This window comes from Burkholderia cepacia, from assembly GCF_001039005.1.
GTDB lineage: Bacteria > Pseudomonadota > Gammaproteobacteria > Burkholderiales > Burkholderiaceae > Burkholderia > Burkholderia theae.
Window position 1 is genome coordinate 225,218 of the sequence record NZ_LDWR01000014.1, and the last position, 24,661, is coordinate 249,878.

Consider the following 24,661-nt stretch of genomic DNA (forward strand, 5'->3'; position numbering starts at 1 on the left):
AGAACCTTGATGACGAACGATCAAACCCGCAGTGATACGCCGGACTACCTGTCCCTGCTGCGACTCGACGGGCGCGGTTTCGTGGTGCTCGGCGCCGGCCAGGGCATCGGCGAGCAGACGGTTCATGCGCTCGCGCAGGCCGGTGCGCGTGTACTTTGCGTCGATCGCGACGAAACACTCGCGCGTCGCATCGCCGAAGCCGTCGACGGCATTCCGTGTACGGCCGACGCTACGTCGCGCGACGACATGCAGCGCGTGTTCGACACGGCGCGCCAGCACTTCGGCCGCATCCACGGCGTCGTCGACATCATCGGCGTCGCGGGCATCAAGCCGCTGGCCGCCGTGGACGATGCGTCGTGGAATCAGCAATTCGACATCGTCGTGCGCCACGCGTACCTCGCGCTGCAGATCGGCGGCGAGCTGATGAAGGCCGACGGCGGCGGCACGTTCGCGTTCGTCGGCTCGCTCGCCGGCGATCGTGCGGTGCCGAGCGAGGTCGCGTATGCGGCGTCGAAGGCCGCGCTGCACCATCTGGTCCGCTGCGCGGGCGTCGAGTATGCGCCGTACAACGTGCGCATCAACGCGGTGTCTCCAGGGTTCGTGCGCACGCCGCGCCTGAACCAGCGGCTGGACGAAGCGACCTGGACGCGGGTCGGCGAAGCGATCCCGATCGGGCGCGCGGCCACGCCCGCGGAAATCGCCGGTCACCTGCTGTTCCTCGCGTCCGACCTGAGTGCCCACATGGCCGGTGAGATCGTCACCGTCGACGGCGGCCTCGGCGTGAAGGCCGCCATTCCAGCCATCACGTTTGCCCCGTCGGCAACCCCTACGCCATGAGCCAGATGACACAACCTTCGCCACGCGACCTCATTCATCCGTCGCTGCGCGCGTTCGCCGACGCGGCCGCCGCGCGGCCTAGCCTGGCGCAGATGAGCGCCGACGACGCGCGCGCCGGCATCGCCGCACGCACTGCCACGCGGGCGCCCGGCCCGCGCGTCGACAAGGTTTTCGACCTCGCGATTCCCGGCCCGGACGGCGGCATCCCGGTGCGCATCTACCATCCCGACGGCGCCGTCGGCGTGACGATGGCCTTTCACGGCGGCGGCTGGCGGATGGGCAATCTCGACAGCTTCGACGCCGTGTGCCGGCATCTCGCCAACGATTCCGGGCTGGCCGTGATCAGCGTCGACTATCGGCTGGCGCCCGAGCATCCGTTCCCGGCGGCGCTGGAAGACGTGTGGGCGGCGACCTGCTGGGTAACCGAGCACGGGCACGAGCACGGGTTGTCGACCGGGCGGCTGACCGTGTTCGGCGAATCGGCCGGCGGCAATCTTGCCGCCGTCGTGTGCCTGCTTGCGCGGGAACAGACACACCCGCGCATCCTCGCGCAGGCGCTCGTGTATCCGGCGACGGACGCCACGCAGCAACACGCGTCGCGGTCCGTTTATGCGGAAGGCTTCGTGCAGCGCACCGCCGACGTTGCGCATGCGTTCCGCGAGTACGCGCTCGATCACGGCGTGTCGCCGTCGGTCTGGACGTTGTCGCCGTTCCATGCGGCCAGTCACGCGGACCTGCCGCCGGCCCTCGTGATCACCGCCGAGTGCGACGTGCTGTGCGACGACGGCGAAGCCTATGCGCGCAAGCTCGCCGAAGCGGGCGTGGCGACGACGTGCGTGCGTTATGCGGGGATGCTGCACACGTTTTACGGCATGCGCGGCGAGGTCGGCGCCGCCGCACTCGCGCAGCGGCAGGTGGCCGACATGCTGCGTGCGGCCGTACACGCCGGGTAGCGATCGACGCGAACGTGCGACCGGGAAACTTACGTACAATGGCGGTCAGCCACGCCGGTCATAGCCCCGTTACGATCGATCCGGTCGCACGCCCTTCCAAGGAAGCCATCGAGATGAGCACCGCAGACGCAAAGCAGCCCGCCCGCAACCGAACCGGCACGAAAGCAGCGCCGGCGCAGACGGAATCCGCTCCCAAGGCGAGCCTGCCGCGTCACAGCCTGATCGAACTGATCACGCTGCAATGGCAGCACGAGCACAGCGAACTCGATCTGTCGAATTTCCTGATGGCGATCTACTTCATGCGGATCGGCACCCTTGTCGAGCAGTCGTTCGACAAGATGTGCCAGCGCATGTGGGGCATCAGCGGGTCCGACATGCGTGTGCTGCTTGCACTGCGCCGCAGCGGGCACCCGTATGCGAAACGGCCGACCGATCTGTATCGCGCGCTGCTCGTGACGTCGGGCGCGATCACCAAGAAGATCGACCGCCTCGCGAGCCTCGGGATGGTGGAGCGTCAGCCCGATCCGGGCCACGCCGGCGGGTTCATCGTCCGCCTCACCCGGAAGGGGCTCGACGTCGTCGACAAGGCCGTCGTGAAGCTCGCGAACGAATCGTCGATCGCACCGGCGATGGCGCATTTCTCCGATGCCGAGCGCGAGGCCGGCAACGATTTCTGCCTGCGCACGCTCGCGTTGATGGAAGACCTGGTGCTCCCGGACGCCGACGATACCGACAGCGCGCCGCCCGCGGCGCGGGCCAAGCCAACGCGTCGCGCGCCGCGCGGCGGCAAGTAAGGGCGGGCGGGCCGGCGCGTGTAGCGGGATCGGGCCGGCACATCAGGCACAATACGCGGCCTCGCCATTCCACCGCGGTCAAACACATGCGCTTCGTCGTCGTCGGAACAAGCGGGTCGGGGAAATCCACTTTCTCCAGCGTGCTGGCGGCTGCCGCGAGCTGCCCGTACATCGAACTCGATCAGCTCTACTGGGGCCCAGACTGGAAAGCCGTTCCGCCCGAGCAGTTCGAGAACGCGGTGCTCGCCGCGACGGCCGGCGACCGATGGGTCGCCGACGGGAACTACAGCGCCGTGCGCGACCTGCTCTGGTCGAGAGCCACGCACGTCGTCTGGCTCAACTTCGGGCGATGGACGGTGTTCTCCCGCGTGCTCTGGCGCACGGTAAGCCGCGGGCTCATGCGCACCGAGCTTTCGCACGGCAACCGGGAGTCGCTGCGGATGGCGTTCTGCTCCAGAGATTCGGTGCTGCTGTGGCCATACACCACGTTCGACAAGAACCGCGTCAAGTTCGCCACCCTGCGCGACGATCCGAAATTCTCGCATCTGCAGTGGACGGAACTCACCGAGCCATCGCGTACCCGCGCGTTCATCGACATGCATGCCCGCCCCGGCAGGTGAATGCGGAGCGGCATCCGCGCGCGTGTTCGGTTTGAACATCACGCTGTCCTCGTCCCTCGTCCTTGTCGCAACGAATAGCCATTAAATATCACATTGCGATATATCAGGATGTCTGACTGAAAGGCCTAGACACCGTGCAATCCACTAGCCGTGAGCACTTGCCGGAACCTATCTCGGGGCGTATGGTTGATTTCTCTATCGCCCTTATCCGGGAGATATCAACATGGCTGCCACACAATCCGCGGCCACGCCCCTCTCCGACGAGGAAGCCCGGCGCCAGTTGCGCCGCGCCGTCATCGCCAGCACGATTGGCACCACGATCGAATGGTATGACTTTTTCCTCTACAGCACGGTCACCGGCCTGGTCTTCGCAAAGCTGTATTTCCCGCAATCCCACCCGCTCGTCGGCACGCTGCAGGCGTTCCTGATCTATGCCGTCGGCTTTGTCGCGCGGCCGGTCGGCGCGGCGATCTTCGGCCATTACGGCGACCGCATCGGACGCAAGGCCACCCTGATCGTGACCCTGTTGCTGATGGGACTCGCCACGTTCGCCGTCGCCTTCGTGCCGACCTACGCCGCGATCGGCATCTGGGGCGCGGTCATTCTCACGGTGCTGCGCTTCATCCAGGGCGTCGGCGTGGGCGGCGAATGGGGCGGCTCGGTCCTGATGTCGATGGAGTGGGCGCGCACCAATGCACATCGCGGTTTCGTCGCATCGTGGCCGCAGTTCGGCGTGCCGGCCGGATTGTTCCTCGCCAACCTCGCCGTGCTGGCCATGAGCTGGTTTTCCGGCAGCAGTTTCCTCGCGTGGGGCTGGCGTGTGCCGTTTTTCCTCAGCATCGTGCTGGTCGCGATCGGGCTCTATATCCGCCTGAACATTCTCGAGACGCCGATCTTCGCGAAGCTGCTGGCCGAGCGCCGGATCGAGAAGACGCCGATGCTCGAAGTGTTGCGCAAGCAACCGAGGGATATCGTGCTGTCGGCATTCGCGCGGATGGCCGAACAGGCGCCGTTCTATATCTATACGGCGTTCGTGTTCACGTACGGGATCACGGCGCTGGGCGTGTCGCGCGAACTGCTGCTGACGGCGGTGCTGGTGGCATCCGTGGTCGAGTTCTTCACCATTCCGCTGTTCGGGCACGTGTCGGATCTGATCGGGCGCCGGCGGATGTACGTGATCGGTGCGGCTGTCGTCGGTGTGTTCGGATTCCTCTACTTCGCGATGGTCGATACCCGGAACCCGGTATGGATCTTCGCGGCCATCGTGCTGTCGCTGGTCCCGCATTCGATGATGTACGGGCCGCAGGCCGCATTGATCGCCGAGTCGTTTACCGGGCGGTTGCGGTATAGCGGCGCGTCGATGGGTTATCAGCTCGCGTCGGTCATTGCCGGTGGCCCGGCACCGCTGATCGCGACGGCGCTGTTCGCCTACTACCATTCGGGGTATGCGATCGCGGCGTACGTGCTGGTGTGTGCGGTACTGAGCGTGGTCGCCGCATCGAAACTCGGTGACTACACGAACAAGGATATTTCGCGGGAATACGACGACGCGCGAGGGTTGGGCGATCATGGGCACGCGCCGCCGGTGACCTGACGAACCGGTGGGCGATCGCGCCATCGTGAATGGTATGGGGTGCGCGTCCGTTCGGCGGCACCCCGCTCACTTCTTGTTATCCGCGCGAACGGTGCCCAGCGCTTCGAGCAACGGCCGCAGCGCATCGAGTTCCGCGCCGAAGCCGGCCCAATCCCCTGCCTTCAGCCGCTCGATCGCGCGGTTGTAATGAGCCAGCGCGTCGCGGGCGCGTGTATCCGCTGCGCCGCTGGCCGGCACCGCAACAGCCACCGGCCCCGTCTCCTTGAAGAGTGCGGCCAGCGCCTCGCTCAGGTTCTCCTCCATCACGACGCGATCGCCGTAGGCTGCAATCACCCGTTTCAGCTCGGGCAATTGGCCCGATGCCGCGCGCAGATAAAGCGGCGACACGTAGAGAATCGAGTTCTCGATCGGCACGACCACGAGATGGCCGCGGATCACGCGCGAGCCCATCTGGTTCCACAGCGAGATCTGCTGCGAGATTTCCGTGCTCTGCTGGATGCGCGCCTCGATCTGGTACGGCCCGTAGATCAGCTTGTCCTTCGGGAACGCGTAGACGATCAGCTTGCCGTACCCGGGCGGATCGCAACGCGCGGCCAGCCACGCGATCATGTTCTCGCGCTGGCTCGGCACCATCGGCAGCATCAGCACGAAGCCGGCCTGCGCGTCGCCGGGCAGCCGCATGATCGTGTAGTACGGCGCCATCCGCGTGTTCGCGGCGTCGGCGCCGTCGATATCGCCCAGCGCGCGCGGAAACTGCCAGAGGTCCTCGCGGTTATAGAACACTTCCGGCGCGTCCATGTGATACGCGCGGTAGAGGTTCGCCTGGATCAGAAACAGGTCTTCGGGGTAGCGGATATGCCGTTGCAGATCCTGCGGCATCGCGTCGAGCGGCTTGAACAAACCGGGGAAGATGCGCGCGTAGGTCCGCACCAGCGGATCGGACGGATCGCTGACGTAGAAGTCGACCGTGCCGTTATACGCGTCGACCACTACCTTGACCGCATTGCGAATATAGTTGGCGCCGTCGCCGACACCGGGCGGCGCATACGGAAACCAGCGGCTGGTCGTATAGGCGTCCTGCATCCAGAACAGGCGGCCGTTGCTGGCTACGATGTACGGGTCGTGGTCGAGCGCGAGGAACGGCGCGATCGTGCGGATCCGGTCGCGGATGTTGCGGTGAAACAGGATCCTGCTGTCGTTCGTGATGTAGTGCGTCAGCAGGATGTTGGGATCGTCGAACTGCCACGCGAACAGGCTGCGCCGCGCCACGCCGCCGATCGCGACACCGTCGCGCCCGCTGTAGGACGTGTAGACGTTGCTGTCCCCCTTCGGGTAGTCGAATTCGGGCACGCTGCCCTTCACGATCACATAACCCTGCCCGCCTTCACCGAAGTAAATGCGCGGTTCGCTGATGGCCGGCCCGCCCTCCGCGACCGGCGGAATGTCACGCAGATAGAGCGACGGCAAGCCTTCCGTGGATTTCTCCGTGACCGGCGACATCACGACGCCGTTGCCGTGGGTGAACAGCAGATGCAGGTTCACCCAGGTTCGGGCGTTCTCCGGCAGCATCGTCTGCTCCAGCTCGCGCGCCGACAGCATGACCTGCCGGTAACCGGAGTCGAGCCGGTAGCGATCGATATCCACGGAGAAGAACTTGTAGTAAGTCCGGATCTCCTGCAACTGTGCATAGGTATCCATCAGCGGCTGCACATCCCACAGGCGGATGTTGTCGGCGGTCGCGCGATTCGCCTGCAGCGACGCGAGATTCAGGCCCTCCTCGGCCGCAAACGGCTTGACCTCGATCTGCGCGAGACCGTAAGCCTGCCGCGTCAGCGCGATGTTGTGCTGGATATAGGGCGTCTCGAGCTGCAGTTCACTCGGCTTGACGTAGAAGCGCTGGAACAGCGCGGGATAGAGGATGCCGAGCGCAAACGACGTGCCGAACACCAGCAGCACCGCAGCGGCCGGCAGCCGATAACCGGGCCGGCGCATGTTGACCAGCATCGCAACGGCCGACGCCGTGGCGAGGCCGACGAGCAGCCACAGCACCGGCAGCATCACGTGGACATCCGTATAACCGGCGCCGACCACGACACCGTTGTTGTCGTAGAGCAGCAGAAAGCGTTCGAGCCACCACGACCACGCCTTCAGCAGGAAGAAGAGCGCCAGTAGCGCCGAACCGTGAACGGCGGCGGCCGACGAAAGCCCCTTCGGCCGCCGCAGGGTGATGTCGCCGCGCAGCCAGTAGACGATGCCTGCGGCGATCGCGCAGCACACGACCACTTGCAGCAGCAGGTTCTTCAGCACGATCCAGACGGGGAGCGCGAACAGATAGAAACCGATGTCCTTGCCGAAGATCGGATCGTGTGCGCCGAACGGCACCTGATGCAGGAAGCGCAGCGCAACGTCCCAGCTCGACATCGCACCGGCGGCGATCGCAAGCCCCAGGAAGGCGGCGCCGGCGGCAATGACCACGCGCCATGGAATGCGCGACGCGACGTCCCTTGCCAGCGCCAGAAGGACTTCCTCCTCGCGCGTCGACGCGGTGTCCTCGACCGGCCAGACATCGACGGGCCTTGCATGACGATGCGCGAGCAACCCCGACGCGCCGATCGCGGCCGCCGCCACGGCGAACACCGCGACGAACAGCAGCACCCGCGTGGACAGGACCGTCCAGTACACGCCGCCATAACCGATCGACGAGAACCACAGCCAGTCGACCAGGACCCCGGTGATGCGCCCGACGACGATCAGGCAGGCGATGACGATTGCAGCCGCGATCCCATAGCGTTTCAGGCGCGAGACGGATGTTGCTTGCGAGCGCATCGAGGCTCCTTTGCCGGGCCGTCATGCGCGGCCGGCTGCGGCCCGATCGGGGTGTGCCGCCGATCCGTCGGTGAGGATCGCGGCTGGCCGCATGTCTGAATGCTACGCCCGTTGCCGAAACGTCGCCATCCGGCGGCAGGCGCGACGTCGCCGGGGACGATCGATCGCAGCGCAGTGCAGCAAATTCGATCGCGCTGGCCGCCGCCGCCCGCCTGCGTTATGTCTTGATCATTTTCCGTACGGCGTCAGGCGTGATGACCTGTGACGTTCCGGAGCGGCCGTCATAGGTCATGAAAGGCAATTCGGCGCCGCCATGGATCGACGCATATTGCCTTTGCAATTCCAGCGCCGCTTCCGGTTCGTGCGGGCTGACGAATATCCCCTGAAGATCTTGCGGACGTGGCTTGAGAAGATTCTCGTTGTGCGGGAGCACCGGCTTGATCAGTGCGTTGGTGCCCATGTCCTTCTTCGCGCCCACGACCATCGAGGTGTCCGCGGCAAGCAACAGGCCGCTGCGCTTGTCTTGCTGAAACGCATTGAAGGTCCCCGTTCCGTTCACGGCGCCCCCTCAGTAGAGCGGCGCGTGAGCATAAAAGAATCCGTCGGTCGCCAGCACCGCGCTGATGACGTGGCCATGACCATCGCGTGTGCCGCGCCAGATTGTCTGGTTGTCGGAGTTCGTGTCGACACTCGACGCCTGAATGTGAGCGGCGACGATCGGAAATTCACCTCTCAATGCCAGGAATTCGAATTCTTCGTCGAGTTGATGGGCACCTTCGTTGACGGATGCCGAGCGTTCGCCGCCTGCGAGCCGGATCGCGAGCATGGATGGATCTCCACCCGCGGCAATGACCCGATCCTGCAATTCCGTCAGGCATGCCCGCGGGGTAACGATGCGTCCGTTCGCGGCGCCGGTGTAATGGGTCAGTGCGAGAACGGTGCTGCCGCGGGCGCTGCGCGAAGGCGCGCTTGCCGCGCACGCGATGCAATTCGCGACGCCCTGCGTGCCGAGCTTGCGATCGCCGCCGGGCGGCACCACGATGACCTTCAGCTCGCCGTCTTCGACATTGTCGACATTGTCGAAGCGGACGTTCGCCGTGGCCCGGATATAGTGCGTTCGATGATCGTCGGGGATCATCGAACGCATCGCGTCGAACCAGCGGTAGCGCTCGCGATCCGTATCGGAGAGAGGAACGCGCGTATTCGACACCGCCACGAACGCGCGGTCGATCGTCGGCGTAAGCGGCCTCACCGGTTCATTGTGCCGAGGTTCGTAACGATGGTCGGCCGACTCGTCGAGAAGGGCCATGTGCGGTGCGTAGCCGTACTCGCGAATGACCAGCGCTTCCCGATCGGTGACCCATCCCGGGGCCGACTGTACTTCGACGGCGAACACCTGGCGAGTCGCGGCGAGGATACTGCCTTGCCGGTTCTCCCGCAGAATCTGGACCGGGCGAACGAGTGCCGACGAATAGGATGAAACATGGCGCATCGGTGGCTGGCCGTCAGGTGCGGCAAGTACCTCGAAGTCACGCGTGCGCGGCATCACTTCCATCGGATTCACGGTCGACGATGAAGGCGTCGAGCCGCTGGCGCGGGCGGTCAGATTCGCCAGTGCCGGCGGCATGGATCGGCCCGTGGGCAGCGGCGGTTGCCGCGCCGCGCCCGGCGTGCCCGTGCCGACGTTGTCCGGTGCATGGCCGACAGGCGGCGCGCGATCGATGGGAAGCGGCATGGTCGTATGGCGGAGCGAAAGCAGAAGTTTCAGCCTATTCCGTCTACCTGCCCCGCTTCACCATGCATCGGAAGCGGTTGACGGAAACGCGAAGCACGATCAATCGCGGCCATTCGATCACGTGGTCAGGATCGAATCCGGTCGGAGCGACATGCCGGCGCGTGTGATTCGAGCAAACTTCGCATGGTCGGATGGTCGTTCGCATGCGTGAACCGAAGGGCCGAAGAAGTCGTGTTAGAACTGGGTTTTAACGCAAGAGCCCGGAGTCCAGACATGTCGATATCACGTGTGAGAGGCGCGAACGCAGCCCCTTTGCCGCGCCCATCAACGGCGGACGAGGCCGGTGCGCCCCGTACCGCCCGATTTTCGAATCGGCCCGCGGTTCCCGGGCAACTCGCCGGCCTCGCCCCGCGGATGGCTCGCGGCTCACGTGAGTCGGCGGCGCAGTCGAATGGTCACGAAAGCGAGCCTGCGTCGCCGCTGGACCGCAATATGGAGTCGCAATTCGAATTGGCGAAGATTCAGTCGTTTACGAGTCTGGTACAGGCTCAAACCGAAGCAATGAAGACCAGTTCGGAAGGCATCGCGAAGGCAGCCGCGCCGGCGTAGCGCGAACGCGGCGTGTGCATACCGCATGCTTCCCGACGCGTGGGCCGCGAACGCGCTTGACGGATGATCGAGCGTGCCGCCGAGCATTGGTCAGGCCGCGCGTGTCAGAGGCGAGGCTTGCGGGTCGGGTCCGGGCGTTGTTGTGTCAGTGCGGTCTCGGTGCTGGGCGTGTAGAACATCTCCTTCATGTGCCGGGCGATCGCGCTTCTCACCACGACGTGAAAGCGAGAATCGATCTTTTGCGTGATGGCCTCATCCAGTTTGCGCTCCAGTTCCGCACGGGCTGCCGTTCGTCGCGCCAACGCGTTCCACGGAAACAGCTCGTGTCGAAGCGGGCCCAGAACACGCTCGTCGAGCCCGAGATGTTCACCCAGGTCGAACACAAAGTTGAGGAGTTCGTTCCCACCTTTGGTCACCAGCGAATCCGTGTCCTGTTCGATGTAGTGCAGCACAACGTCCTGAACGTGAAGCTGTCGTGCCGGACCTTGCACCGCGTGTCCGGACAACACGGGGGTGTTGTGGTGGATGGCTGCGCGGTTACCGGGCGGTGGCGAATGATCGCGCGCGGCACTGCCGGGCCGATCGGCCCGTTCCCGGGTATCGAACCCCGCGGCGAACGCTTCCAGTCGCTCGCCTGCCGCCAGCAGCGATCGTTCGTGCGCCGCGCGTGCCGCGTGTACCTCACCCTGACGTTCCGCTTCCCGCTCGGTCAATCGGTTCGCAAGCGCCAGCGCTCGCTCGTGCCTGCCCTCTGCCGCGTCCAGCGATGCAATGCGATGCTGCATCGGGCCGCCGGTGCGCCGGGCGAGTTCGATGGCGGTTTGCGTCGTCGCCCGCGTAGCCGCGGTCAGGCGCACATTCGTTTCGGCGATGCGCGTCGTCAACTGGCGCGGCGCGGGCCGGGATGACGCGCCGGCAGACGACTGCATACGCTTGAGAAATTCCGGCCGCTCGGGCAATGGCGGCGGTTCCGCCGCCGATGTCCGGGAGCGGACGTCGGCGTCCGAGCCAGAGTCCGAATCGGAATCGCTCGAATCCGGCGAAGAGGAGCGACTGGAAGCGTTCGAGACGCTGGGAGAGGATCGGGAGATGTTCGGCATGGCGTCGCCTGTTGCGTCGAGCGTTTTTCGAAAAAGGAAAAACGCCGATGATCGCCTCCGAGCGGCCTGTCGCCCGGCGCGCATGCGAACGCATGTTCGACGAAGCGATGGTTATCCGGTCGATGGCAGGATGCCGGACCATGGCGGCGAATTCGCGCAGCGCGCCGTGGATTCGCATGCGCCCCCCGTATGCGATCGCATCGTGCGGGCATGATGGATGCCTCACACTCCCGACGATCGAACCCATGGCCATCCGAGCGATCGCGCTTCTGGCGCTGCTGCCGTATCTGATGCCTGTTGCCCATGCCGAATGCTTTTCCGAGGCGGCCGCCTATCAGCATGTCAACGAAACGATTCTGCGCGCGCTCGCGTGGCAGGAATCGCACGACAACGTCAACGCGAAGCGCGTCAACACCAACGGGTCGATCGACTACGGCCTGATGCAGATCAATTCGATCCATCTGTCGGTGCTGTCGAACTACGGCATCACGTCGCACACGTTGATGGATCCTTGCGCGAGCATCTATATCGCCGCGTGGCATCTGCGCAAGATGATGCTCAAGTACGGCAATACGTGGAAGGCGGTCGGTGCGTACCATTCGCAAACCCCGGCGGAACGCGATCGTTATGCGGCACAGGTCCGGCTGATCGTGCAGCGGATGCAGTCGAACTGACGCAAGCGGCATGCGCCGCCGAACCGGGTAAGGCGCCTACCGTGACGGTGCGATCTGCTCCATGGTCACCGAGATCCGGTGCTCGAGCAGCGACGCACGCTGCCGGCGGGCTTCATGCGCCGCCTGCTCGAGCAACGTCCGCACGTCGCCGGCGTGCACGCCGGCGCGGTGGCGCAACACCGCGTGCACGCGCAACACTTCCGGCAGCAACCACCGGCGTCCACTGTCCGGCAGGTTCGCGCTCATCTGCTCGAACAGGCGATTCAATGCCGGGCCGCCCGCGAGATTCAGCGCCATGCCGGCAAACTGGTCCAGCATGGCCAGATCGATGATGCTCACGTGGCCGCGCGCGAGGTTGCGCAGCGCGAGCTGGATCAACTGTCGGGTCTCGTCGCGCGTGTCGTCGGTCGCCTGGATCCACAGCAGAAAGCTGCGTCCGATATTGCGCCAGCCTGCCAGGCCGTTGCGTTGCGCGACCTCGACGAGCAGCCGTGCCTGTTGCGCGACGCGCGACGCATCGCCTTCAAGCAGGAACAGCACGCACGCCATCATCGCGGCGGCGCAGCGCGACAACGGATCGGACTGCTGCCGTGCGCCCTGCAACGCGTGCAGCAACGCCGGATGCGCGATCGCTTGCGCGCCGGTGAGCCACAGCGAAATCGTGAGCGCGTTGTCCGCGACCGCCGTGATGTAGTCGGGCCGGCACATGTCCGGCGCAGGGACGTCGGCGCTGCCGCAATCCACGTCAGAGGCTGGAACAGGCGCGTCATGGGGCGACAGCAGTTCGATCGCCTCGTCGTGACGGCCATCCAGCGTCAGCAGTGCGCCGCGCAGCAGCGCAAAACTGCGATGCGACGATGACACATCGCATTCCTGGGCGATCCGTGCCCGAACGCGCATCAGGAGTTCGGGCGAATCGTCGCTGAAGCCGGCTTCGAGCGTGCGCAGCAACAGGACCGACAGCGCGTGCAGGCGGCTGTCGTCGTCGGCACAGGCGGTCGCGAGTTCGTAGACGCGCCACCACGCGGCAATCGTGTCCGCCGGCGGCGGCGCCGGCATCTCCTGCTGCATGGCCTGCGCCAGCGTCAATTGCAGGAGCATGAGGTCGCGCACCTTGAGAATCGAACGCGACAGATCGTGGTCCAGGATGCGGCCGGTCCAGATCATCCATTCGCGGGTGAGGCGCGCGGCGGCCCAAAGCGGCCCCGAATGCTGCAGCAATCGCGCGGCGGTCTGGAAATGCCGCGCGTCGATCGACCAGCCGACGGCCCGGCGCACGTCGGCAAGCGCGGGCGCGCGACGCGCGGGCTCGTCGTCGCGGCCGTCGGTCTCGCCGAGCCGCTCGGCTACCCGCAGCGCGTGTCGGGCTCCCACCCGTGCGTAGTCGTGCCGATGCGCGAGCAGATCGAGCGCGAATCGCCGCACCGCCGTCGGCACCCGCAACAGGCGGCCCGCGTCGATCGACGGGAGTTCGACCAGCAGGCCGGCATCGATCAACGTCGACACGACGGCCTGCATCGCGTCGTCGTCGGGGATGCGGGTGGCGTCGTCTTCAGCGGACACCGCGTGTGCATCGGCGAGATCGAACGGCCCCGCGAACAGGCTCGCGCAACACAGGACGTGCTGCGCACGCGCATCGAGTGCGGCATACGCGTGGGCGACCACCATCGGCACCAGCGCGGCAGGCGACAATGCCAGCTCGCGGCTGCCGGCTCGCTGCAGCATGAGGCGGCGCCAGCGCGCATCCCAGGCCGCGACCGACTCGGCCAGTGTCGTGCGGCCGCGCGACGCGCCCGCGATCTGGCGCGCCGCTAGGTCGAGCGCGAGCGGATTGCCGCTCAGCGCGCGGCAGATCGATTCCAGGTTGCGCTGCAGCGACACGGCAGGGTCGGCGCGGCCCGGCGTGCCGTTCGAGGCCGCGCCGGCGGCTTCGTTCGCGAACCGTGCGCCGCACGCTTCAAGCTGCGCGGCAAGCAACTGGCAGGCATCCGACGGCGGCGCGTCCGGCACGGCGGGCGATGCGTCGTTTGTCGGCCGGAGCGCAAAGCGCAGCGGCGCCAGCGGCAACACGTATTCGCCGGCGATGAACAGCGGCGCTTCCGCGCACACGATCACGCACACGTCGGTGGCCGCCAGCAACGCGTCGACCACCGCGCCGACTTCATGGGCGAGCGGATCGCAATCGTCGACGATCAGCAGCGTGCGGCGGCCGGCGAGCCGCGCGATGAGCCCGTCCAGCCCCGGCGCGGCCGGTTGCGGCTGCTGCGGAAGTTGTGCGGCGATCGCGTCCGCGATGCCTTCGGGCAGCGTCAGCCCGGCCAGCTCGATGCGGACGATGCCGTCCTGAAACAGCGCCGCGGTGCGCAACGCCGCTTCGTGCGCGAGCCGCGTCTTGCCGTTGCCGTACGCACCCATCAACGTGACCAGCCGATGTTGCGACACCCGCATCGACAGCTCGGACAACTCGGCATCGCGTCCGATCAGCAGCTTTCGCGCGGCGTCGCGCTCGGGTGCGGGGTCGATCCTGTCGTCGCGACCGTTGGCCTGCCGCGGGCCCGGCGCCGCATACGTGTCGGCCGCGGGCACATGAATCTCGTTGTCGGCGGTGCCCAGCTGGTCGCGTAGGTCGTACCACTCGGCGGCGAAGCGGTAGCCGCGGCGCGGGACCGTCTCGATCATGTCGCGATCGTCGCCGAGTGCGCGGCGCAATTGCGACACGAGCGCGTGCACGCTATGGGCCATGACGGACGCCACCGGCCGCAGACGTTGCTGAAACTGCTCGATCGATACGATCCTGCCGCCGGCATCGACCAACGTGATCAGCACTTCCATCGCGCGCTCGTTGATCGCGAGTGCGCTGCCTTCGACATACAGCACGCGCGCGTCGCGATCGAGCGCAAAGCGGCCGAACAGCGTGACATGCGCGGCCGAAGCGGACGGCGACGGGTTTGGCTTCATGCGCCGCCTCTCGGGAGCGCGGCGACGAAGACGAAGGGAAGCGGAGTTTTCATGTCGGCGTGAACTTGATCGACCGTTGCGCGGGCTGCGTCGATTCGTGTCGATCGATCCGATACAGGCGGGAAGATGGGTGAACCTGGGCGCTCGACGGTGAGGCGCCGTGTGCGTCCGCGGCGGCGAGTGCCGGACGCAACCGTCAACCTGGACAATCCGGACAGGTCATCGTTCGGCGGCAACGCGAGCCGGCCGGGTGCCGAACGCGGGTGCCGCGGGCAACCGGTCGCGACGGTCACCCCGACAGCGGGGGCGACGCAACGTCGCCGCGAGCGCGGATGGAGCATTCACATCCGCTCGGTTCTCTCGATGAAATTATTGTCATGCGCATGTCGATTGGTTGACACGTTTTTGTAAACGGTCGCGATGTCGCAGGCAACCCCTGGGTCATTGCAGAGAATCAGGGAATGCATTTTAGTCTGAGTCGGCATTGCGCGCTGGTTCGTCGGATACGCACATCACGACCCAAGTCGATTCGAATGGACATTCGAATCGTACCCGCCGGCCGCCCGGTCGTCATTGCGCAATCCGGACAGCGAATTGCGCGTGCCGGTCAACGGACGGGCGGCGGTAGGCGCATCAGTTGGGCGCGGGAAGGTTGAACGGTTGGCCCGGCGTATGCACCCATGCGGCAACGACCTTCGCACCGGCCGGCCCCGCACGCGTCACATGCACGACGCCGGCCGGCAACCGGAAGGTCTCGCCTGCGTGAAATACCTTCGGCGGCTGGCCGTCGAGCTGCACGGTGACGTCTCCTTCGAGGACATAGCACAGCTCGGGGCCGGTGGCCGCATGACGCGGCTTGGCGGCATTGGGCGGGAATTCGGCGATTCCCATGCCCATCTCGCGATCGGTGTTCGGGACGGGCACGCGCTGCAACACGATCGTCGGCTTGCTGTCGGGCGCACTACCGGCTGCCTGTACGGACGGCGCGGTCACAAGCGCTGCGAGCACCAGCGAGCCGCTTGCGGCCATTCTCAGCGCGACCGCATGCCGCCTGCGCACGCTGGCCATCAACGACATCCTGTTTCCCGACTTCATTGCGCGGTTTCCTTCATCAGCATCGATATCGAACAACCGCCACTGTCGCGTCTTCGGCGTATTGCGACAAGCAACGATATATTGCGCGCGACCCTGGAAAATCTTATGGAAAGACCCCGCATCGTCATTCAGTCGTTTTAAACGCATTCGACTCACGCATGCCGGTCGGTTGCCCTCGTTTCCACATACGGCTCGAAATTGGTCAATTGCACGGCCGTTTGCGTGTGCGACTCTTTCGCGACGAGTACGTATCCGCTGCCGATCGTCTTGGTGGCCTGCGTCTGCCGGATGCCGAACAGGCCCACCGGCGCGAGCATGGCCGGATCGTTCAGGAAGTCCTGCATGGCTTCCGACGCGGCGAGCAGCCGGTCCTGCGCCTGTGCCTTGCGGTGCGGATCGGCGGTGGCGGCCACCTCCTGCTTGAGCGTTTCCACCATGCGCTCATGCACCGTGTACACCGCGAATCCCGTCGTGTCCGGCCGGAAAATCCAGCGTTCGCCCAGGCTCGTCGCGCCGTCGTATTCGACGGCGGCCTGCGCGATGTACTGCGCCAGGCGCTCGGGGCCGATACCCTGCTGCCACGTCGGGTTCCGCTCCACGGCCCTCTGCCAGCCGCTGAAGTCGTGATAGAACGTGTCGCGCACCATCAGCGACGCGATGGGGCCGCGATTGTCGCGCGCCAGGTACGTGCTCGACACCTTGCTGCTGAGGAGCGCGTCCGTCACGCCGGCATCGGCCAGCGTCAACGCTGAAAACCGCTGCGCGGCCGGATCGTGACCGCCCGCCGACAGCGTCGGCATCTGCAGGCCCGCCGCAACGTTGGTGCTGACCGATGTCGCGCTGCGGAAGGTGGACGACGAAGCGACGGACGCGCCCTGTTCGACCGACAGTGCGTGATCGACGAGCGTGGCGGTGCCCGCCACGCTGCCGAACACGCCCGGCTGGATGCCTGCACCGGCCGGGGTCAGGCGCGCGTTGACGCTGCCCGATCCGACGGCCACCAGGTTGGCCGCGTTCGCGCTGCGCGATGCCATCTGGATCGACGGCTTGCCGATGCACGCGGCGGCGAACGCATCGGCATAGTCGTCCGGATCGCCGGACCCTGCGTCGACCTCGCCTGCCACCCGGAACATCGTGAGCACCATGTCCTTGCCGTCCTCGCGCCACTGTTCGAGCGCGGCCGGATCGTGCCCGAACGCGCGCCGGGGCACGGCCGCGCGAAACAGCACGCCGCGCGTTTGCGTGCTGCTGCCGCGCAACGCCCCGCCACCACTGCCGCCGATGCCGACCATTCCGCCCGCGAGGGTGACGCCGCCGTAGCCGGACGCACCGCCCGCCACCGTGCGGACGCGCTCATCCTCGAAGCGGATCGCGAAGCCGTTGTTCTCCGCGCCGACCGCATAACCGCTGGTGTTGCTTTGCAACCCGGTCACCGCGACGGCGACCGGAACCACGCCGAGCGCCACCGACAACTGCACGCCCGCGGTGCCGCCCGTCATCGCGCGATACTGCGTGCCCGGCTCGGTGCGGTCGACCAGCGCCGACCATTGACGCTCGAGCGACTCGCTGTCGATCCGCTCCAGCGGCAAGATTCGACCGTCGTCGGCGATGTGTCGCGCCTGCTCCAGCCGGCCGCGCCATTGCAGCGTGTCGTCTTCGGCATGGCGGCTCGCGCCGCTGAGATCGATCCAGCGTTGCAGCGCTTCGCGACCGAACGGCACCGGCGCGGCGGTCAGCTGGCTGACGAATTCCGCCTTGCGGTTCGGATTCTCGTCGAAATGACGCAACGCGGCCGCCTTGACGTTCGGGGCGGCGCCGCCGGCATCTTGCTGCACCCGTTCGCGGGCACGCTGCCATAACTGTCCGGCCGTTTCCGCATCGACGCGGAACGACTCCGGCCGCGGGCTTTGCGCGACCTGCGGCCGGGTGCCCGGAAGGTCCAGCGCGCGCGTGTCCTGCCAGGCGGTGAGCTGCTCCGCGATCAACGCCAGCGACGCGAGTTCGCCGGGATCGTTCGCGTGCGCGAGTCGTTGTTCGCAGTAGGCCAGCAACGCATCGCGTGTGGCCGTGACGTGCCCGTCGTACACGGCCCGTTGCTTGTCGCTGGTGTCGAGATCCTGGCCGAGCATGCCGGGCATCGTGCGATAGATGGCCCCGCCCGGGCCGAGGGCCTGCTCTCGGGGCGGGGCGACGTCTGGCGCCGGCGTCGACTCCGGTGCCTGGAATGGCGATACCAGTTTGCGCGCGACAGCCGCCAGCGGGCCGCCTTGCAGCCGGCCGAACGTGTCCTTGACGAATGACATGCCGTCATGCGCCCACGCGCTCCACGTATCGCTCGGCGGACGGCCGGCACTGGCTGCGACGGAACGGGTGAGACGGTGGTAAGCGAGCGCGCCGCCGTCCGTGAACGGCGTGCCGGGCCCGCGCTCGTCATGCGACCACAGGAGCGCCACGACCGCGGCCAGTTGGGACCGCGTCGCGCGAATCCGCACCGTATAGTCTTCGTGATCGATGACGGCGGTTCGCACGCCGCGCGGATCCTGCGATTCGTGCGTGACCTGCACCGCGGCGGCCGGCCCCGGTTGCGCTTTCGCGACGATTTCCATCGAACCCAGCGCACGCAACGCGTCGAGCGCGAGCGATGCCTGCGGGTTGTCGGCCAACTCGCCCCAGTGGTCCGGATTCAGCGCGTCGCCGGGCACACTGCTGAAACCCGGCTGGATCACGGCCAGCTTGGCCGTCGCCCGCAGAAACACGACGAGCGCGCCGGCCTTGCCGACGTTGCCGTCATCCTCGTCACGCAGGCCCTGGAGACCGAGCAGCGCATCCAGCGCCACGCCTCCCGGATGGTCCGCGGTGCCGACGAGTTGTCGTGCGGCCTGCCACGCGAGCCGCTCGACGGCCGGGTCGGTCGACGCTTGCGCGCCGTCGCCGTGGCCGTCGGCGTGCAATTGCAACGGCTGTTGCAGCCGCCGCGCGATCTGCACCGCGAGCGTCGGGCTGCCGCCGGACACGTCGGCCAGCACGCGGGTCACGTCCCAGCGGTGTTCGAACGGCAATGCCTGGATGAAGGCGGTCAACTGCCGTGGCGCGTTGGCGGGCTCGGGTTCGCTGCGCCGGCTTGCGCTGCGCGCGTCGTCCCGGCGAGCGGGCGGCGCGGTGACGGACGTGCGGAAGTACCCGCGTATCAGTTGCTCGGGTTGCCCCAACGCGCCTATCTGCTGCTGAACCCATGCCTTGGCCGCGTGCGACGGCGTGCTCGGGTGCGTCACGGCCAGGTCCCACTCCGGGCGCAGGCCGGGCCACGCACCGGGCATCGTCGGTTCCTCGGCGGATTGCAGTTGCGCTGTCCGTTCCAGAAACTTTCGGGTCGTGACGGCTTCGGGATGCGTGAAAACCGGTGCGCCGTCCGGTATGTCGCGTGGCTCGCCGGGCGGACAGTCCGTACGCGGATCGTTGATGCGCGTGCGCGGACCGACGCTCTGTTGCCAGCTGGCGGCGCCGAGGCTGAGCGTGGTGCCCGCGGGCGCAAACGCATGCCGCCCTGCGTCAAGCTTAGACTGCACGTGCCGCAGGCCATCCAGTAGCGGAGACGGCCGGTTGCCGCGGTCCGTCCGTTCAGCGGGCGATGACGCGGGAGCCGGGCCGTCGCCTCGTTCAAGCGCGCGCTCCACATTCATCGGCGTGGCGCGATTGCCTCCAATCGTATTGCCGTCTCCCACTTTGTTCTCCGGACGGTAATTGTTTTTATCGGGCTCACCTCGTGATACGCATCGGGCTGCAACGGCGTGAAGGCGGAATGGTGCGATCCCGTGTTCGACGGCCGGGTGACGAGATGGGCTGCCCATGACGGCATCGGGTCTTGTTGCGCGGTCCGACGTCACCCGGACCGCACGATCACGCGTTCATTGTCTGCGTCCGTTCCGTGCGTCGGTTCATCTCATGGCGAAAGCATGTACGCGAAAACGCAGCGGGATACGCGTGATCGCGACAATCCGGGGCATGTTGTCAGGCGAAGGGGCAGCCGGGCTTTCGGGGCAGCCGGCCGGCATGCCCTTCATGCCCGCGGCACCGGCTGTCGCGGCCAGTGCCGGTCCAGTCGATCGGCCTCGCGCGGCGACAGCTTCAGCGCGGCCACTTCATGCTCGCCGCGCGCGCCTTTCTGCACCGCGATCTGCAGACCGAGCCGCAGCCCCGCCGTGACTTGGCGGTCGCTCGTCTGGATGGTCAGAAGCTCGGTCGGCATCCACGAGTCGACGCGCCGGAGCAGCGCGTCACGCCGGTCGAGCAGTGTGTCGATGTCGTGCGCATGCGCTTCGCCGCGATTTTTTGCGGTCAGCGATGCGATCCGGTCGTCGAGCGCGTCGGCTTCGCTGGCCGCGTGTTCGCGCAGGCGGCGCCGCAGCACGAAGCGCAGGTTCTGCACGCGGTTCTCGGCGACGTGGGACAGGTAACGTTCGATTTTTTCACGGCCGGCCGCGAGCACCCGTTCGTAGTCCGCCGTCGTGGCCGGAAGCGGACTCCCGGGCGTCGCGCCGAACGCGAGGAGCCATGCCGGATCCTCGCGCAACGCCTTCTTGTACTGCGTGAAGTCCGCGAATTCGGTGTCGGCATTCGACGCGCGCACCTGCAGCCTGCCGCGTTCGCGCACGAGCGTCGCCTTGGCCTGGTGAAACGAGTCGTGAACCGGCACTTCGAGCCCGATCAGCTTCGGGGAGAAAATCGACACGGTCGCGACATCGGCCGGATGCGCGCTGCCCGTCTGCGCGTTCTGCAGTTGATCGCTGATGCTGACGTTCACGCCGACCTCGACGCCGACGCGATGGCCGCTGCCGACGCGATGGTTCTCGATCATCGTCTGGCCGCTTGCGTCGACCGAATCGAGTTCGGCACGCCGCACCCATTGATAGGTGCTGCCCGCTGCCGCGTTCGCGCGTGCCGAATACTGGCCTGCGCCGATCTTGACGCCCGCCCGCAGATCGGCCGCGCCGCCGACTTTCCGCACCCTGGCGGTCTGGTTGTTCCAGGCGACCGAGAAGTCGTCGTGGTCGAAGAAGCGGCTGCCGAGTTCGTTCCACAGCGCCCGCTCGTTCCTGCCCCGGCCGGCGTTGTCGAACAGGTAGCGGTTGACGGCCTTCAGTTGCCGCCGGCCTGCCGCATCGTCGTACGCGTCGTTGTCCGGATGCAGGCGCCGCGCGATGCTCAGGTCGACGGTGCATTGCCCGGTATCGTCCCACTCGTGCCCGAGTTCGAGGTTGCCGGCCGCACGCGCGATCCCGATGTTGTGGCCCACCTGGATGCCGCCGCCGGCCTCGAAGCGGTTTCTGCGCTGCGTACCGAAGCCGATCTTGTACGCGGCCGTGCTGCGGCTGTACTCGAGTACCGACTGGCGTCCGTGCGACGCCTGCAGGTTGACGCGCGGCGCAATCCACGGGAACGACGCGGCGGTCGCGCTGATGCCGCGCGTGCTCGCGCCGATGACGCCGCCCTCCGTGACGACCGCCTTGCCGCTGCCTTCGAGCGCGTCGATGATGCGCTCGCCCGCGTCGCGGAAATGTGCGGTTGTCGTGCCGCGCGGCGTGACCGCTTTCCCGAGCGCGATGCGGTCGATCGTGTCGAACCGGGTGGCGACCGCGGCCGGCACGTCGTCGCCGATGTGCTTGCGCCAGCGGCCGAGTTTGTTCGCATCGAGCACGTCCGAGCCGCCGATCAGATGCTTGCGCACGCGCTTGAGCGCGTCGGCGCGCGCCTGCGGACTCCGGTCGGCGCCTGCCAACGTGTCGCGGAACGCAACGAGCGTGCGGCGCACGCGTGCTTCGCGTCGCGTCGATCGGCCGCCGCCGGACGATGCGCGTTCGCCGGGCCTTTGCACGGTACGCCGCGCGAGCCGGTCGATCATCGCGTCGTCGAGCGTGTGCACGACGCGTTCGGCGATGAGGCCGACCGTGGCGTCGTCGTATTTCATTCCATACTCGACGGGCTGCCTGCCGGTGCCGGACGCAGGTTCGGCGGCGCGCGACAGCGCCGCCAGCACCGCGAGTTCGGCCGCGCCGACCGTCTCGTGAATCGCGCGGCTGTCCTTCCTCAGTTTTCCGGCGCCGCCCGCCGGTTCGCGAACCGCCGCGTGCGCGTGCATCGCGATGAACGCATCGCGCAGCGCGGCGTCGAGCACCTGTTCGTCCTTGGACCATGCGCCGAGGCTTGCGCCTTGCACCCCGCCCTTCATCGCCGCGACGGCGCTCTTCCGGTATCCGAACGGGCGCACCGCGGCCGCGAACATCGAGCGCTGCGCCGCGACCGGCACGGCATCGTCGCGTTCGTCCGGCGCAGGATCGAAACGGTCCGACGTCGCGCGCGGAATCGTGTGATTCAGGAAGCGCGCCAGCCGGTTCTTCGTGGCGGCGAACGGCGTTCCCGGCCCGTCCGTGAAAAAGCCCTGACGACCGGCGAGCAACGCGCCTTTGTCCGATGCGTTCAAGCCTGTCGTGCTCTGGCTTCGCCATAACCGCGACGCCGCACGCACGATCCACGCGGCATGGGCGCGCGGCGTGGCCGACGTATCGTCGATCAATGCCCGCGCGTGGCGTTCGACGTCCGCCGGATCGGCTTCGCACCGCGTCGTGTCGACGAGGCGATCGGCGGCCTGCAGCCACACTCTCGGCGCATACCGCGCCGCACCGTCCGCGGGCGGCCACGCGCGACCGGCCAGCGCATGCACGCAGTCGTAGCCGCTGGCGGTCTCCGCGAGTTTTTGCGCGGTTCGCCATGCAAGCGCCGTCAGATGGTTGTCGATGAAACCGGCATCGCGCGCAGGTTGCGACCGGATCGACAATCCTTGCCGCAGGCGATGCAGCACGTCGCGCGCGAGCCCCGGCTGTTCGTAGCAGGAGTCGGACAGCGCATCGATCAACAGTTCCCCCTGACAGGCCAGACCCGCCGGCGACAGGCCCGGTGCCGACGCGAGCGCGTGCCGTACATCCGCGACGAGACGGTCGATGCTGGCCGGGTCGCGGTTGCTGAAGCAACGGTGCGCGGTCACGGCCAGGTCGTCGATCCGGTCGGCTGCATCGTCGGCCGGTGTCGTGCCGCCCGTGCGTGCGCTGAAGCCGCCGAGCGCCTGCTGCATCGATCGCACGGGCTTGCGCGTCGCGCTTCCCGGCGGCGCGTAGGCGAGCGATTCGGCCTGCGTCGCGTCGGACAATTCAGGCGGCGGAACGGCAACGTCCCGCGTGGGATCCTTCGTGTGATGCGGAAGAACCGGCCGGCCTTTCGTGCCGATCTTGAGCAACGACAGCGCGGTGAGATCCATCGGGAGATTCGGCCGCTTCGGATGGGCAATCGCGTTGCCGGCCGCCTTGGCGCGGGATTTGAGACTCGATTTCAGTCCGGCCAGGACACCGGTGACCTGGCCGGACCCTGACGCCGCCGGTGCCGATTCCGTGTGTGGTGGCGTGGTGGCCGGCGTATCAGCTGCATCGTCAGTCGCCCGTGCTTGCAGCGTGCCGGTCGATAGGTTGAGCGCGGGAGTCGACATCTCGCAGGAACAATCATGTAGTGGGATGCAGCCACTATCGCGACGGGACATGAAACTGCCGTGACGCCAGATAATGAATACGACCTGATAGTAATAATCAGGAAACCTATTTTATTATCGGTAAGCATTACACAGCCGGAACTTCGGACTTCCGCACGGTTTTTCGCATGATGCGCGCGGCACGGCTCGTCTCCATCTAGTCTTTGAGCATTGGAATGTCCATTGACCCGATACGCATGCCCGCGGTCAATGCGGGGCGTTCGGTCATGGAGGCGTGATGATTTCGATCCAGTATCCCGATTCGGTTTCGATGGGCGCATTGATTCATGGCGGCCAATCCGGTCAATCCAATGATCTTGCGTCCGTTCTCAAGGGAATCCTGCAGGACATAGAGGGACTGCTCGCCACGGAGTTCGGCGGATCGCAGGCTCAAGGTCCGGCGGGTCAGTACCAGCCGGCGCAGGTGTCGCCGATGCCGCTCGGTTTTCACACGAACTTCACGCGGACACAGTCTTCCACCGACACGACGAAATCGGACGGCCCCCCCGCGCCTGCCGGAAACCAGACGCGGTGTGCTGCGTCTCCGGACCCGACGATGGCGCCATTCGCAACCCAGGTGCCGAACGATCAGACGAAGCGTCCGCCCGGTGACAACCGGACGGCCCAGCAGATCATCGACGACAACCCGCTGCTGAAGAACCTCGGCAATCAGAGCGGCGTCAAGGACAACCTGAACAAATTCGTTGGCGGCAACATGTACAACGATCCCGATCAGGCGTTCAAGGCGGCCGCGTTGCTCACCAACATCAAGAGCTCGGCGAACAGGAACGGCGACGCGCGCGATGCATCGCAGGTCGGCAACGGCAAGATCGACGGCTTCACGAAAGACGGCGACGCGCGTCACGGTACGGAAGCCGGGCTGCTGCAGGACGTGGTCGGTGGCGGCGGACATCCGGGAGGCGGCTGGGCGCACCTCGAGCAGACGGGACACAAGCTCGACGAGACGAACGATTCCCACGTGAACCTCGACGGCACCAACAAGGACAATCTGCAGTGGGGGTTCGAGCAGGCCGGCAAGTATATCGGCGCGTTCTTCAAGGGCATCGGCAAGAGCCTCATCGACATCATCACGAAAGGCCGCATCAATCCGGTATCCGCGATCCTCACGGTCATCAAGGATGTGGGTACGTCGGAGGCCAAGACGGCGATCGAGAACAGCAACCTCGGCAAGGATGCGAAGCAGACGGCGGACAAGGTCTTCGGCGTGCTCGACAACATCTGACAACGTGTCGGCACGCGCGCACTGTTCAGCACCTTGAAGCGATAAACCTC

17 protein-coding genes are annotated in these 24,661 nt (G+C 66.6%); 8 read left to right on the forward strand and 9 right to left on the reverse strand.

Annotated elements, in window-relative coordinates; translation table 11 throughout:
* The first annotated feature begins 9 nt into the window (after positions 1–9).
* From VL15_RS08980 to VL15_RS09000, 5 genes are all read left to right on the forward strand, one after another.
* Positions 10–837: an SDR family NAD(P)-dependent oxidoreductase gene (locus tag VL15_RS08980; protein WP_048245013.1), complete on the forward strand. Its 828-nt coding sequence runs from the start codon at positions 10–12 to the stop codon at positions 835–837.
* 5 nt (positions 838–842) lie between these two features.
* Positions 843–1,790 (forward strand): alpha/beta hydrolase, encoded by a 948-nt coding sequence (locus VL15_RS08985; RefSeq protein ID WP_048245015.1) that lies wholly within the window; start codon positions 843–845, stop codon positions 1,788–1,790.
* 113 nt (positions 1,791–1,903) lie between these two features.
* Complete coding sequence (locus VL15_RS08990; RefSeq protein WP_230684393.1) at positions 1,904–2,584, forward strand: MarR family winged helix-turn-helix transcriptional regulator; 681 nt, start codon at positions 1,904–1,906, stop codon at positions 2,582–2,584.
* A gap of 86 nt (positions 2,585–2,670) precedes the next feature.
* Complete coding sequence (locus VL15_RS08995) at positions 2,671–3,204, forward strand: toxin (protein ID WP_048245017.1); 534 nt, start codon at positions 2,671–2,673, stop codon at positions 3,202–3,204.
* A gap of 223 nt (positions 3,205–3,427) precedes the next feature.
* Positions 3,428–4,798: an MFS transporter gene (locus VL15_RS09000; protein WP_048245018.1), complete on the forward strand. Its 1,371-nt coding sequence runs from the start codon at positions 3,428–3,430 to the stop codon at positions 4,796–4,798.
* 66 nt (positions 4,799–4,864) lie between these two features.
* On the opposite strand, the gene VL15_RS09005 is transcribed toward VL15_RS09000, so the two are convergent.
* The 4 genes from VL15_RS09005 to VL15_RS41840 all read right to left on the reverse strand — a co-directional run bounded on the left by VL15_RS09005 (position 4,865) and on the right by VL15_RS41840 (position 10,852).
* A complete protein-coding gene (locus tag VL15_RS09005; RefSeq protein WP_048245020.1) occupies positions 4,865–7,624 on the reverse strand; it encodes a UPF0182 family protein in 2,760 nt (919 codons plus the stop codon).
* 217 nt (positions 7,625–7,841) lie between these two features.
* The gene (locus VL15_RS09010) at positions 7,842–8,183 is read right to left on the reverse strand and encodes a hypothetical protein (RefSeq protein WP_048245022.1); all 342 of its coding nucleotides are present in this window, start codon (positions 8,181–8,183) and stop codon (positions 7,842–7,844) included.
* Positions 8,184–8,192: 9 nt separating this feature from the next.
* Positions 8,193–9,359, reverse strand: coding sequence for a hypothetical protein (locus tag VL15_RS09015; protein WP_048245024.1), 1,167 nt, complete (start codon positions 9,357–9,359; stop codon positions 8,193–8,195).
* A gap of 713 nt (positions 9,360–10,072) precedes the next feature.
* Positions 10,073–10,852, reverse strand: a complete 780-nt coding sequence (locus VL15_RS41840) for a hypothetical protein (RefSeq protein WP_155420168.1) — start codon at positions 10,850–10,852, stop codon at positions 10,073–10,075.
* Between VL15_RS41840 and VL15_RS41845 the strand changes: the two genes are divergently transcribed.
* Complete coding sequence (locus VL15_RS41845; protein WP_155420169.1) at positions 10,839–11,282, forward strand: hypothetical protein; 444 nt, start codon at positions 10,839–10,841, stop codon at positions 11,280–11,282. The genes VL15_RS41840 and VL15_RS41845 overlap by 14 nt on opposite strands.
* 31 nt (positions 11,283–11,313) lie before the next feature.
* Positions 11,314–11,742: a lytic transglycosylase domain-containing protein gene (locus VL15_RS09030; RefSeq protein WP_048245095.1), complete on the forward strand. Its 429-nt coding sequence runs from the start codon at positions 11,314–11,316 to the stop codon at positions 11,740–11,742.
* A gap of 36 nt (positions 11,743–11,778) precedes the next feature.
* Here VL15_RS09030 and VL15_RS09035 read toward each other — a convergent pair whose 3' ends face one another.
* From VL15_RS09035 to VL15_RS42650, 5 genes are all read right to left on the reverse strand, one after another.
* Positions 11,779–14,700, reverse strand: a complete 2,922-nt coding sequence (locus VL15_RS09035) for an ATP-binding protein (RefSeq protein ID WP_048245029.1) — start codon at positions 14,698–14,700, stop codon at positions 11,779–11,781.
* Between the two features lie 633 nt (positions 14,701–15,333).
* The gene (locus tag VL15_RS09040) at positions 15,334–15,795 is read right to left on the reverse strand and encodes a cupin domain-containing protein (protein ID WP_230684395.1); all 462 of its coding nucleotides are present in this window, start codon (positions 15,793–15,795) and stop codon (positions 15,334–15,336) included.
* A 152-nt stretch (positions 15,796–15,947) separates the two neighbouring features.
* The gene (locus VL15_RS09045) at positions 15,948–19,361 is read right to left on the reverse strand and encodes a hypothetical protein (RefSeq protein ID WP_048245031.1); all 3,414 of its coding nucleotides are present in this window, start codon (positions 19,359–19,361) and stop codon (positions 15,948–15,950) included.
* A gap of 491 nt (positions 19,362–19,852) precedes the next feature.
* Entirely contained in the window at positions 19,853–23,104 is a 3,252-nt protein-coding gene (locus VL15_RS09050) for a hypothetical protein (protein ID WP_048245033.1), read from the reverse strand.
* 421 nt (positions 23,105–23,525) lie between these two features.
* A complete protein-coding gene (locus VL15_RS42650) occupies positions 23,526–23,819 on the reverse strand; it encodes a hypothetical protein (RefSeq protein WP_196319564.1) in 294 nt (97 codons plus the stop codon).
* A 105-nt stretch (positions 23,820–23,924) separates the two neighbouring features.
* On the opposite strand from VL15_RS42650, the gene VL15_RS09055 reads away from it, so the two are divergent.
* Complete coding sequence (locus VL15_RS09055) at positions 23,925–24,611, forward strand: hypothetical protein (RefSeq protein WP_230684396.1); 687 nt, start codon at positions 23,925–23,927, stop codon at positions 24,609–24,611.
* The last annotated feature ends 50 nt before the right edge of the window (positions 24,612–24,661 follow it).

What these genes read in the sequence shown, in the direction of transcription:
- VL15_RS08980 (WP_048245013.1), top strand. Translation starts at nt 10, where the DNA reads ATGACGAACGATCAAACCCGCAGTGATACGCCGGACTACCTGTCCCTG.
- VL15_RS08985 (WP_048245015.1), top strand. Translation starts at nt 843, where the DNA reads ATGACACAACCTTCGCCACGCGACCTCATTCATCCGTCGCTGCGCGCG.
- VL15_RS08990 (WP_230684393.1), top strand. Translation starts at nt 1,904, where the DNA reads ATGAGCACCGCAGACGCAAAGCAGCCCGCCCGCAACCGAACCGGCACG.
- VL15_RS08995 (WP_048245017.1), top strand. Translation starts at nt 2,671, where the DNA reads ATGCGCTTCGTCGTCGTCGGAACAAGCGGGTCGGGGAAATCCACTTTC.
- VL15_RS09000 (WP_048245018.1), top strand. Translation starts at nt 3,428, where the DNA reads ATGGCTGCCACACAATCCGCGGCCACGCCCCTCTCCGACGAGGAAGCC.
- VL15_RS09005 (WP_048245020.1), bottom strand. Translation starts at nt 7,624, where the DNA reads ATGCGCTCGCAAGCAACATCCGTCTCGCGCCTGAAACGCTATGGGATC.
- VL15_RS09015 (WP_048245024.1), bottom strand. Translation starts at nt 9,359, where the DNA reads ATGCCGCTTCCCATCGATCGCGCGCCGCCTGTCGGCCATGCACCGGAC.
- VL15_RS41845 (WP_155420169.1), top strand. Translation starts at nt 10,839, where the DNA reads ATGCGCGTCGTCAACTGGCGCGGCGCGGGCCGGGATGACGCGCCGGCA.
- VL15_RS09030 (WP_048245095.1), top strand. Translation starts at nt 11,314, where the DNA reads ATGGCCATCCGAGCGATCGCGCTTCTGGCGCTGCTGCCGTATCTGATG.
- VL15_RS09035 (WP_048245029.1), bottom strand. Translation starts at nt 14,700, where the DNA reads ATGAAGCCAAACCCGTCGCCGTCCGCTTCGGCCGCGCATGTCACGCTG.
- VL15_RS09040 (WP_230684395.1), bottom strand. Translation starts at nt 15,795, where the DNA reads ATGAAGTCGGGAAACAGGATGTCGTTGATGGCCAGCGTGCGCAGGCGG.
- VL15_RS09050 (WP_048245033.1), bottom strand. Translation starts at nt 23,104, where the DNA reads ATGGATCTCACCGCGCTGTCGTTGCTCAAGATCGGCACGAAAGGCCGG.
- VL15_RS09055 (WP_230684396.1), top strand. Translation starts at nt 23,925, where the DNA reads ATGGCGCCATTCGCAACCCAGGTGCCGAACGATCAGACGAAGCGTCCG.